General features: G+C 44.2%; 10 protein-coding genes and 3 tRNA genes. 11 read left to right on the top strand and 2 right to left on the bottom strand.

What is annotated here, in order from left to right; translation table 11 throughout:
• Positions 1–2,479, top strand: a 2,479-nt coding sequence (gene secDF / locus QVD32_RS11755) for a protein translocase subunit SecDF (RefSeq protein WP_287710252.1), incomplete at its 5' end; no start/stop codon positions are given.
• A gap of 55 nt (positions 2,480–2,534) precedes the next feature.
• Here secDF and QVD32_RS11750 read toward each other — a convergent pair.
• A tRNA-Arg gene (locus tag QVD32_RS11750) sits at positions 2,535–2,606 on the bottom strand.
• 55 nt (positions 2,607–2,661) lie between these two features.
• Positions 2,662–3,549 (bottom strand): DNA repair protein RecO, encoded by an 888-nt coding sequence (gene recO / locus QVD32_RS11745; RefSeq protein ID WP_229042421.1) that lies wholly within the window; start codon positions 3,547–3,549, stop codon positions 2,662–2,664.
• 16 nt (positions 3,550–3,565) lie between these two features.
• Between recO and QVD32_RS11740 the strand changes: the two genes are divergently transcribed.
• From QVD32_RS11740 to QVD32_RS11695, 10 genes are all read left to right on the top strand, one after another.
• A complete protein-coding gene (locus QVD32_RS11740) occupies positions 3,566–4,399 on the top strand; it encodes a helix-turn-helix transcriptional regulator (RefSeq protein ID WP_118686989.1) in 834 nt (277 codons plus the stop codon).
• Positions 4,400–4,578: 179 nt separating this feature from the next.
• Entirely contained in the window at positions 4,579–5,421 is an 843-nt protein-coding gene (locus tag QVD32_RS11735; RefSeq protein ID WP_118686988.1) for a carboxymuconolactone decarboxylase family protein, read from the top strand.
• A gap of 67 nt (positions 5,422–5,488) precedes the next feature.
• Positions 5,489–6,076, top strand: a complete 588-nt coding sequence (locus tag QVD32_RS11730) for a flavodoxin (protein WP_021891340.1) — start codon at positions 5,489–5,491, stop codon at positions 6,074–6,076.
• Positions 6,077–6,186: 110 nt separating this feature from the next.
• Positions 6,187–6,756, top strand: a complete 570-nt coding sequence (locus QVD32_RS11725; protein WP_021891339.1) for a DapH/DapD/GlmU-related protein — start codon at positions 6,187–6,189, stop codon at positions 6,754–6,756.
• A 5-nt stretch (positions 6,757–6,761) separates the two neighbouring features.
• On the top strand, positions 6,762–6,872 hold the full coding sequence (locus QVD32_RS11720; protein ID WP_021891338.1) for a twin-arginine translocation signal domain-containing protein: 111 nt from the start codon (positions 6,762–6,764) through the stop codon (positions 6,870–6,872).
• 286 nt (positions 6,873–7,158) lie between these two features.
• Positions 7,159–7,230: transfer RNA gene (locus tag QVD32_RS11715), tRNA-Glu, on the top strand.
• A 36-nt stretch (positions 7,231–7,266) separates the two neighbouring features.
• Positions 7,267–7,518, top strand: a complete 252-nt coding sequence (gene rpsT, locus QVD32_RS11710; protein WP_008862907.1) for a 30S ribosomal protein S20 — start codon at positions 7,267–7,269, stop codon at positions 7,516–7,518.
• Between the two features lie 48 nt (positions 7,519–7,566).
• Positions 7,567–7,638 (top strand) — tRNA-Glu (locus QVD32_RS11705).
• 948 nt (positions 7,639–8,586) lie between these two features.
• Complete coding sequence (gyrB, locus tag QVD32_RS11700) at positions 8,587–10,542, top strand: DNA topoisomerase (ATP-hydrolyzing) subunit B (protein ID WP_021891336.1); 1,956 nt, start codon at positions 8,587–8,589, stop codon at positions 10,540–10,542.
• Between the two features lie 126 nt (positions 10,543–10,668).
• On the top strand, positions 10,669–10,938 hold the full coding sequence (locus tag QVD32_RS11695; RefSeq protein ID WP_008862905.1) for a hypothetical protein: 270 nt from the start codon (positions 10,669–10,671) through the stop codon (positions 10,936–10,938).
• Positions 10,939–11,234: the final 296 nt, after the last annotated feature.

Below are 11,234 nucleotides of genomic sequence, written 5' to 3'. Positions count from 1 at the left end.
AATTCTTCGCGAAGAATTGAATAGCGCGGTGGATAACTCGTACAACGTATTGCGTACTCGTATCGACCGTTTCGGTGTGGTCGCTCCCAATATTCAAAAATTGGAAAAGGACGGTCTTATTCTTATCGAGCTGCCGGGTATCAAAGAACCCGAGCGTGTGAGGAAATTGTTGCAGGGTAGTGCTAACCTCGAATTTTGGGAGACGTATAAACTGGAACAACTTGCTCCGAAACTCGATGCCGTAAATAACGCTATCGCTGCGGCCAATGCTGCGCAAGAGCCGGCAGAGGAAGAAGCTCCGGTCGTTGCCGAGGCTACGCCCGATACCGCAGCCGTTGCAGCTGACAGCACGGCTTCGTCGTTGAAGAAAAAATTACAGCAGGAGGCATCGGAAGCCGAAACTATGGAGCGTATCCGTAAACAGAATCCGTTGCTTTCGTTGATGAATTATACACAAAGTTACGGAGGATCTCCGGTTATTGGTATTGTCAATAAGACCGATACGGCAGCGGTGAATGCCATGTTGGCAAGCAAAATCGCCCGCGATATTCTTCCGAGCGACCTCATTCTCCGCTGGACGGTAAAAGCCATCGATGAAAAGCAAACCATGTATCAGCTTATCGCATTGAAAGCCGGTAAAGGCGGCAAGGCTCCGTTAGGTGGCGATGTAATAACCGATGCTCGTGACGACTTCGATAAGATACAGGGTTCTGTGGTGAGCATGACCATGAATGCCGAGGGAGCCAAAGTATGGGAAAAACTTACTCGTGACAATATCGGCAATGCGATTGCTATCGTGTTGGATAATCAGGTATATTCTTTCCCCAATGTCAACTCGGCTATTTCGGGCGGTAGTTCGCAGATTACCGGAGGTTTCTCTCCCGAAGAGGCTAAGGACTTGGCTAACGTGTTGAAGTCGGGTAAGATGGCTGCTGCCGTGACTATTGTTCAAGAGGATATTATCGGTCCTTCGTTGGGACAGGAAGCTATCCAAAGCGGTGTGATTTCGTTTGCCGCCGCTATCATCTTGCTGATGATCTATATGATCATGATGTATGGGGCTACTCCGGGTCTTATCGCCAGTTTCGGTGTTATATGTAACTTGTTTTTCACGATGGGTATTTTGGCCTCGTTACAAGCGGTGCTCACGCTTTCGGGTGTTGCCGGTATCGTTTTGTCGATGGGTATGGCTGTCGATGCCAACGTGCTGATATTCGAGCGTACCAAAGAGGAGCTTCGTTTGGGCAAGAGTTTGAAATCTTCTATCGCCGATGGTTACAAGCATGCTTTCTCTGCGATTTTCGACTCGAACTTGACTACGATTATTACCGGTTTCATTCTATTGGTATACGGGACAGGTCCTATCAAGGGTTTTGCTACGACATTGATCGTTAGTATTCTTACTTCGTTCTTTACGGCTATTTTCATTACCCGCCTTATCTTCGAGGCCGGTTTGAATAGAGGTAAATTCAATAATCTTACATTTACGACCCGCATATCCAAGAATTTGCTTACGAATACGAGAATTAATTTCCTCGGTATGCGCAAAATCGGATTTACGGTTGCTATTGCTATCATTGTAGTTATGGTAGGTTCTTTGGCAATCAGAGGTTTGAATCAGGGTATTGATTTTTCGGGTGGTCGTAATTATGTAGTTCGTTTTGATAAACCGGTGAAACCGGTTGAAATCAGTGAGATGCTGAAACCAGCTTTCGAGGGTAGTTCTCTTTCGGTGATAACTATCACGAGCGACGATCAGGTGCGTATTTCGACCAACTATCGTATTGCTGATCAAGATGAAAATATAGATAAAGAGATCGAGACGAAACTTTATGAGGGAATGAAGAGTGTTTTAGGGGATGCTTCTTATGAAGAGTTTACCGAAAATATGATTCAAAGTCGTCAGAAAGTAGGACCGAGCATTGCCGATGATATTAAGGTGGGGGCATTCTGGGCTGTCATTCTTTCGTTGATAGCGATGGCTCTTTACATCTTGTTGCGATTCCGTGATATTTCGTTTAGTGTGGGTACGTTGGCTTCTGTGGCCTTTACTGCGTTCTCTATCATTGGGCTGTATTCTTTGCTGTATGGTATATTACCTTTCTCTATGGAGATGGATCAGTCGTTTATTGCAGCTATATTGACGGTAATCGGTTACTCGGTAAATGATACGGTGGTAGTATTCGACCGTATTCGTGAAGTGAAGGGTTTATATCCGAAACGAGACCGTGCACTCGTTATTAACGATGCTTTGAATAGTACGTTGACTCGTACTCTTAATACTTCATTAAGTACGGCTATCGTATTGTTGTGTATCTTTATTTTGGGTGGCGATGTTATTCGTAGCTTTACATTTGCTATGTTGTTCGGTGTGATTGTCGGTACGGCTTCGACCTTGTTCGTGGCTACTCCGATTGCTTACGAAATCCAACGACGTAGTATCGCTAAAAAGGCTGCCAAAGAAGCTGCTGCAAAATAAAAAGATAAGCGTATAAATACAAAAAAAGGAATCCGGATTCGGATTCCTTTTTTTGTACCCTCGCCGAGAATCGAACTCGGATTTAAAGTTTAGGAAACTTCCGTTCTATCCATTGAACTACAAGGGCATTTCGGTCGACAAAAGTAGTATAAAATTTTGTAATAGTCAACCTTTGCAGCATATTAGTCGAATATGGCTCGTAATATTTCGGGAGACCGGAGCTCCGAAATGTCGGGCTGGTGTAGCCGGTAGTATGTTAAAATTCGGTCGAGTATGGCGTTTCTCTCTCCCCGATTGAATTTGAAGTGGCGAAGATTATTGAAATCCATACGGGTGAGACGGGCGAAAACTTCGGCTTCGCGGGCATCGAGTGTGTAGGTGTGAATGGGGCGCGAGGGGGAAAAAATGCCGTTCAACATGTCGAAAGAATATCCGGTCCGGTAGGTCTCCATGTTGGGGCTGAACCCGAGAAAACTGCATAATTGCAGCAGGAAACAGAGATGAAAATTGGCTTTACCTTCTTCCATTATATTGAGGACTTGAATGGAACGGGCGATGAAGGCGAAAAGCGGGAGATTGGGTTCGGGTTCTTTTATGGTTTGACAGAGGACTTCGGATAAAAAGAGCGCTTCTGCATTTTTTACCGGATCGGAATAGATGTTTTGAAGAGGTAAAACCGTGCGCGCTTCGATGATTTTTTGCAATTCCCGGCTGTTCCGGTAATCTATATCGAGTTCCAAAATAGAGAACGGCATGAAGAGGGACCGAAACATGCGAGCTTTTTTTCCACCCCCTTGTGGAATAAGATAGGAAGATCGGCCATATTGTTCGGTGTACAAATGGGCTACCGATATTTTGTCGTTATAGGGAATGATGTGCAGTACGATTCCTAATGTTTTTTCGAGCATTCTCCCGGTAAATTTTTCTACAAAAATAGTTGTTTTATCCAAAGGCCGGTACTGGTTCGGCGCATTGATTTTATTTATTCGGGAGCAGTGGTTGTATCGGGAATGTGAAAATTGAGCTTCACAGCAAATATTGTACAGATACAATGCATTATATTTGTCCATATAAAAGGCTGATGATATGGAACAGTTAGATGTATTCGATTGCTCGAATGTGCTTATAGCGAGTTATTTTGCCGATGATCGGGAGTGTGCTCATGAAAATCGGGAACATACGCTCATTTATCAGTGTTCCGGTAGATTGGAGATCGAGGAACGTGGAAAGAAAACCGTTTTGTATCCGGGAGATTGTGCCTTTATGCGGCGTGATAACCGAATGTGGTTGCAAAAGAGGATCGGGAAGGGTGAGCCTTATCGTTCCATTGTGTTGAAATTTTCGAAGGCTTTTTTGAGGGAGTTTTACCAAACACTCGATCGGCAGCAGATTCCAATCGACTCCAAACGAGAGAAAGCGAGCTTGCTCCTCTTGCCGAAAAATAGACCGGATATCCGCTCTTTGTTCGAGTCGGTTATCCCGTATTTCGATGCCGGGGAGAAACCCTCGGAAAAGATTTTGAAATTGAAGATGATCGAAGGTGTATATGTCTTGCTCAATACCGACTGTAATCTGTATGCATCGTTATTCGATTTCGTGGAACCGTGGAAAATCGATATTCTCGATTACTTGAACGAGAATTATATGTGCGATCTCTCGATGAAAGAAATCGCCAGTTATACGGGGCGTAGTTTGGCTACTTTTAAACGGGATTTTGCCAAAGTGAGCGATTTGACACCTCAGAAATGGATTATCAGACGACGTCTTGAAGCGGCGCATGATTTAATTCGGTCGGGGAAAAAGAAAGTTACGGAGGCTTGTTTCGATGTGGGCTTTAAAAATCTGTCGCATTTTTCCAAAGTGTATAAAGAGACCTATGGGGTCGCACCATCGTGGCAGGGTGAGCTTTATGGCAAATAGATTTGAGCTTTATAGCAAAATCGTTGCGAGATCTGTTTCGTACCTTTGTACATCGTGCGGAAATAGACGATGATCGATATAGCCTGATGTCTGTCTGTTTCCGATTTCCCATTTGCCTGATTTCTATATGATGGGTTGGAGAACTGGTATTTTGTAGTGTTCAATTAAAATCATAGGGTATGAAAACAAAAGTAGTTTTATGGGTTTTATTGTCAATTTTAATATTTCCGATTATGACAAAATCACAAGAGAAAGTCCGACAGACAGCCGGACATGATGCGCTTGGTGAGTTCGCTCCCGAGTTTGCGCATTTGAATGACGATATTCTTTTTGGAGAGGTATGGAGTCGTAGCGATTTGCTTTCGCTTCGTGACCGCTCTATCGTGACTGTCGTTGCTCTCATGTCACAGGGGTTGACAGATTCTTCGTTCAAGTATCATCTTGAATCGGCCAAGAAGAACGGGGTGACCAAAACTGAAATCGCTGAAATTCTTACTCATGCTGCGTTCTATGCTGGTTGGCCCAAAGCATGGGCGGCGTTTCGTATGGCCAAAGAGGTGTGGGTAGACTGTGCGGATAGTACTACTGCCTGTTCGCTCGATGCGTATGCTCAATCCATTATTTTTCCTGTCGGCAAACCTAACGATGCGTATGCCAAATATTTCATCGGTCAAAGCTATCTCGCGCCTGTCGTGACAGAAGGTATTCCCATTTCGAACGTTACTTTCGAGCCCGGTTGCCGTAATAATTGGCACATACACAAAGCTACCAAAGGCGGCGGTCAAATACTTGTGTGCGTGGGTGGCAGAGGTTATTATCAGGAATGGGGAAAAGAACCGGTGGAGCTTTTCCCCGGCGATGCGGTTTATATCTCGGCTGGTGTGAAGCATTGGCACGGTGCTGCGCCTGACAGTTGGTTCTCGCATCTCGCCATAGAGGCTCCCGGCGAAAACAAGAGCAATGAGTGGCTCGAACCTGTGAGCGAAGAGGAATATTCGGGCGTTGTCCGTCATCAACGCTGAGCCTCGAAATAGCTCGAACAAGTTTGTCTTTTTCTCGGCTTGTAGTTTATTTCAAAATGAATATAGTATGAAACAGATAGTATTGATACTTATGAGTATTCTCAGTTTTAGTTGTTCGTCGCAAACTCAACGACAGGCGACAGATGTCACCGAACCGGTGGGTAAGAAAATTCTTGTGGCCTATTTTTCTTGTACCGGAACTACCGGGAGGGTGGCAGAGTCCATTGCCGGTGCGGTCGATGGCCAGCTTTACCGGATTACTCCTGCCGAGGCCTATACTTCGGCCGATCTCGATTGGAATGACAAGTCGAGCCGGAGTTCGGTCGAAATGGCCGACGAGGATTCTCGCCCCGAACTGGGTGGGGAGCCTCTCGATATGAAAGATTACGATATCGTATTTCTCGGCTATCCTATTTGGTGGGACTTGTGTCCGCGTCCGGTCAATACGTTTCTTGAAAAATACGATTTTTCCGGTAAAACCGTTATCCCGTTCGCTACTTCCGGAGGAAGTTCGATAGCCCATAGTGTAAGACAGCTCAGGAAACTTTATCCAAACGTGACTTGGAACGACGGCAAGTTACTCAACGGAGGCGTTGCGGTGGCTACCGAATGGGCTAAGCAGGTCGTTGAAAATGGTAAAAAAGAAAGTCGATGAAAGCCGTTATCTCGATGTATCGAGCTTTATGACAAAGAGTTTTGAGCCCTGTGGCAAAGTCGCCACGGGGCTTTCTTTTTAACTTTGTAACGGATATAAAACAGATTATTATGAATACTCATACTATTTTTGAAAGAGATCTGAACGGAGAGATGGTTTCCCCGTCGGATCCGGGATACGATGAATTGATAAATGCCATTTGGGATACTATGAAAATGGCGACCGAATTGAATGCCGGTTATCATACACCCGATGAGGTTCGTCGGATATTGAGTGTAATTCTTGGGTGTGAAGTGGACGAATCTATTACTTTGTTGCCACCGTTTTATGTGGATTATGGGAAACACATAAAAATAGGGAAAGGTTGCTTTATTCAACAGTGTTGTACGTTTTTCGGACGAGGGGGTATTACTCTCGGAGAAAATGTCTTTTTGGGGCCGAAAGTGAATATTATTACCATTAACCATGATCCCGACCCGGAAAACCGGGATGCGACTTATGGTCGTCCTGTTGTTCTTGAAGATAGAGTTTGGGTCGGAATCAATGCTACGATTCTCCCCGGAGTGAGAATAGGATACGGGGCTATCGTGGGGGCGAACAGTGTGGTGACCAAAGATGTGCCGCCTATGACAGTTGTCGCAGGTAATCCTGCTCGGATTATAAAAGAGTTGAAAAAATAATCGATATGAAAGAGGTCAATAAAACGGAAATCGGTCGTCGTGGATTTCTTAAAACAGCGACATTAGAGGGGGCAGCATTGACTATGCCCGCAGGATTGAATAGGGCTGGCCGCTAAAATGAAAAGGGAGGTCGGAGGCTATTATAATGCAGGGTAACAGCGGTAAGTAGTTTTTTAATATGGGGTAGAGCCTATAATAAAAATTACTAATGTAGATCGTAGTAGTTTTTAGGGGTAGTAGTTCCTGTTCGAGCGGGAAAGTCTGTGTAGATTGTATGCGATAGAAAGGTAAATGAAAGATTTTTAGGTAAAAATTTTGTCAATTCAAAAAACAGCTCTATATTTGCACTCGCATTTGGAAAGGGCGCCTTACTTTATATATCTAAGGCGCATTTTTATCAAGGGCCCATTCGTCTATCGGCTAGGACGCAAGATTTTCATTCTTGAAAGAGGAGTTCGATTCTCCTATGGGCTACGAATATAAAAATATAATTATTAGGAGACTATTGAGATGGCAAATCATAAATCGTCGGAAAAAAGAATCAGACAAACACAAGTGAGAAATTTGCGTAACCGTTACTATGCAAAGACTGCTCGTAATGCCGTTCGTAAATTGCGTGCTACTACTGTGAAGGAAGAAGCTGCCGCTTTGTATGTAAAAGTTAGTTCGATGTTGGATAAGTTGGCTAAAAAGAATGTGATTCATAAGAACAAAGCTGCCAACTTGAAATCGAAATTGGCTTTACACGTTAATAAGTTGTAATTCCTTGAAATTAAAATCGGCAAGGTTTTCCTTGTCGGGGATAGGTATGGCCCATTCGTCTATCGGCTAGGACGCAAGATTTTCATTCTTGAAAGAGGAGTTCGATTCTCCTATGGGCTACGAATGCGACAGATTTTTTCTGTCGCATTTTTTTTGTTTAGATATGTGGTGTCTTTGTCATGTGGTGTCTTTTTTTTGATGGGAATTACCTCGGTACAGTAGAAAACTCATGGGGATAGGCTTGAATGTTAATGAATGAGAGGGTTTGGAAAGATTTCATAAGTTTTTTTGCGGTAAAGGTTACCCCATTCGCTATGAGTATACTGTCCCTCTATTTTCTTGCATCTTCATCACCAAATAAAGGTGATGTATTTGGGAGTGAGGTTTTTGTTTGTATCAACCCCTTCGCCCTGCGGGCACTCCCCCTATATTTTGCTGCACAAAACACAGGGGGAGAGGGTGAGGTGTATATCCCTTTCTCCTCTGCCGTATCCCGTAGCATTACGAGGTATTTCTGTTTTCTCTATCGGAGATATTTAAAACTCCTCCTCTGTGTGGCGCCAGCCATAGGGGAAGTATCACGTAGAGAAGGAGGGGGCGAAAACGACATCTCATCAGTCTGTTTATTCAGTTCTCCCGTTGTGTCGCATAACGGTATAGGGGGAGTGTCTGATGGGCGAGAGGGCTAAGTTTTAAAATCAACCCAGTGGATTTATTGTTTTCATTCCCTTTCCTGTTATTGATTGATGCCATTTTTCAGGTTCATAGTGTATATGATTTATATCTTTTTGTGAATAAGGTGCTTGCTGTCAGATGGGTTTTTGTTTTTATCCTTATGTTTGAATTTGCTGTTTGGATTCACAATGTCTGGTCGGGGCTATGATTTGAGAGAAACGTCGGTGTGATTATTTCCACCCGGATTATTTCGCTATTCCAACTTTTTTGTGTATTTTTGTTTGTTGGTGGAAAGCCGGCCGTTTGAGCCGGATTTTAAGTGTTTCCTGTTGATTTTCTGTTAATAAGAATAGCGCAGGGATAGCTCATAAAAACAAAAAAGATTCGGATAATATGTCAGAAGAAACAGAAAACAAAAGTTATTCAGCCGATAGTATTCAGGTGCTCGAAGGTTTAGAGGCCGTTCGTAAACGCCCTGCCATGTATATCGGCGATATCGGTGTAAAAGGGTTGCATCACTTGGTGTATGAGGTTGTCGATAACTCTATCGACGAAGCTCTTGCCGGATATGCCACTCATATCGAGGTATATATCAACGAAGATAATTCTATCAGGGTTGTCGATAACGGTCGCGGTATTCCTGTCGATATGCACGAGAAAGAGCATAAATCGGCTCTTGAAGTGGTTTTGACGGTATTGCATGCCGGTGGTAAATTCGATAAAGGGTCTTATAAAGTTTCCGGTGGTTTGCACGGTGTGGGTGTATCGTGCGTAAATGCTCTCTCGACTTATTTACGTGCCGAGATTCGCAGGAACGGAAAGATTTATATGCAAGAGTATTCTTGTGGGAAACCTTTGCACGATGTGGAAGTTATAGGAGAGACCGAAGAAACGGGAACGACGATTATCTTCCGTCCAGACAATTCGATTTTTTCTGTTACGGTTTACGACTATAATATTTTGGCGAATCGTTTGCGCGATTTGGCTTATCTGAATGCGGGGATTACCCTTTCGCTGACGGATAAACGGACGACTAACGATGCCGGCGAGTATCGTAAAGAGGTGTTCTATTCAAAAGAAGGATTAAAGGAGTTCGTTCGTTATATCGACTCGAATAAGGAGCATCTTATCGACGATGTGATTCATATCGCTACCGAGCGTCAGGGAGTGCCTGTGGAGGTCGCTATGACGTACAACACGACGTATAACGAGAATGTCTATTCGTATGTGAACAATATCAATACCATCGAGGGGGGAACTCACTTGACGGGTTTCCGTCGGGGATTGACCCGTACTTTGAAGAAGTATGCCGAGGATTCCAAGATGCTTGAAAAAGTGAAAGTGGAAATCAGCAGCGATGACTTCCGAGAGGGGCTTACAGCCGTTATTTCGGTGAAAGTGATGGAGCCACAATTCGAGGGACAGACCAAAACCAAATTGGGCAACAGCGAGGTTATCGGGGCTGTGGACACGGCTGTGAGCGAGGCTTTGGCAAATTATTTGGAAGAACATCCGGCTCAGGCGAAAGCAATTGTCGAGAAGGTGATTATCGCCGCCACAGCGCGTCATGCAGCTCGCAAGGCTCGTGAGATGGTTCAACGTAAGTCTCCTCTTTCGGGTGGAGGATTGCCCGGTAAATTGGCGGATTGCTCTTCGCGTAACCCTGAGGATTGCGAGATATTCCTTGTCGAAGGGGATTCGGCAGGAGGTTCTGCCAAACAAGGTCGTGACCGTATGTTCCAAGCTATTCTACCGTTGCGCGGTAAGATATTGAATGTGGAAAAAGCGATGGATCACAAGGTTTTCGAAAGTCAGGAAATCAGTAATATGTTCAAGGCTTTGGGTGTGACTATCGGGACGGAAGAAGATTCGAAAGAGGCGAATATCGAGAAATTGCGCTATCATAAAATCATTATTATGACCGATGCCGATGTGGACGGGGCGCACATTGCCACGTTGTTGTTGACATTCTTTTTCCGTCGTATGCGTCCGTTGTTGGAACAGGGATATGTTTATTTGGCGACGCCCCCTTTGTACAAATGTAAGAGTAAGCGGGGTAAAGCCGAGGAATATTGCTGGACCGATCAACAAAAGGATCAGTTCTGTTTGAAATATTGCGAGGGAAACGAACAGTTGATGGAGACTCAACGATACAAAGGTTTGGGCGAGATGAACCCGCACCAGTTGTGGGAGACGACGATGGATCCCGAGAACCGGATTCTCAAACAGGTGACCATCGACAATGCTGCCGAGGCCGATCGCGTATTCTCGATGTTGATGGGCGAAGATGTAGGTCCGCGTCGCGAGTTTATAGAATCTAATGCGACTTATGCCAATATCGACGCTTAATTCGATGCGATATAGGTCAGCCCGATTTCGTATCGGGCTGATTCTGTTTTAAATAGAAGGATTTGAAAATGGTATCGATAGGGGAATGTTTTTCCCTGTCGGTTTATCGATGGATAGGGATTCGTTATGGAACGGAAAGCGTTGAATAGCTTAGGGTATATGGAGCTGGCGGCATTTTTTGTCTTCGGTACATTTTTGTTGGGACTGTATTACGACATTGTGTGGTTGCAATGGGTTACAGCTATTTTGTTTATTTTGCCTATGGCGGGAGTATTGCGCTATCCTTCCCGTTGTAAAGAGAGGCAGGAGCCATTTGTCAAAGCTCGTTTCGCTTGGTCGTTGATAACTATGTTTCTTTATTTGGGTATGGGATTCGGATTGCTTACGATTCTCTGAATTCGTGATTGCGATCTGGTCGGTTGTGTCTTTTTTGTTCTCGTGAATATTTTCGAAACCGCTTTCTGTTGCGGCATGGGAAATTCGATTTTCTTCTTGAATCTTAGAAGCTGTTTTATAAATTTATTGAGAAATAATATTATCATTTCAAGCAGGTATGTTCCGGCCATATTGAGCTCCTGTCTCGCATCTTGAACCCCTTGATTTTTGTCAATAGCCCGCTATTGACTGCATATCTCGGACTCCAATCTGCTTCAACATAGGTCTCAATCTGTCTCGGAATAAATTTAAAACAG

This window comes from Barnesiella sp. (assembly GCF_022723415.1).
GTDB lineage: Bacteria > Bacteroidota > Bacteroidia > Bacteroidales > Barnesiellaceae > Barnesiella > Barnesiella intestinihominis.
Note: the sequence above shows the minus strand (reverse complement) of the source record. Positions and strands in the feature narration are given on the sequence as shown.

Excerpts from the sequence above, each read along its gene's own strand:
- rpsT (WP_008862907.1), top strand. The coding sequence starts at position 7,267 with ATGGCAAATCATAAATCGTCGGAAAAAAGAATCAGACAAACACAAGTG.
- gyrB (WP_021891336.1), top strand. The coding sequence starts at position 8,587 with ATGTCAGAAGAAACAGAAAACAAAAGTTATTCAGCCGATAGTATTCAG.
- QVD32_RS11695 (WP_008862905.1), top strand. The coding sequence starts at position 10,669 with ATGGAACGGAAAGCGTTGAATAGCTTAGGGTATATGGAGCTGGCGGCA.
- QVD32_RS11740 (WP_118686989.1), top strand. The coding sequence starts at position 3,566 with ATGGAACAGTTAGATGTATTCGATTGCTCGAATGTGCTTATAGCGAGT.
- QVD32_RS11720 (WP_021891338.1), top strand. The coding sequence starts at position 6,762 with ATGAAAGAGGTCAATAAAACGGAAATCGGTCGTCGTGGATTTCTTAAA.
- QVD32_RS11735 (WP_118686988.1), top strand. The coding sequence starts at position 4,579 with ATGAAAACAAAAGTAGTTTTATGGGTTTTATTGTCAATTTTAATATTT.
- QVD32_RS11730 (WP_021891340.1), top strand. The coding sequence starts at position 5,489 with ATGAAACAGATAGTATTGATACTTATGAGTATTCTCAGTTTTAGTTGT.
- recO (WP_229042421.1), bottom strand. The coding sequence starts at position 3,549 with ATGGACAAATATAATGCATTGTATCTGTACAATATTTGCTGTGAAGCT.
- QVD32_RS11725 (WP_021891339.1), top strand. The coding sequence starts at position 6,187 with ATGAATACTCATACTATTTTTGAAAGAGATCTGAACGGAGAGATGGTT.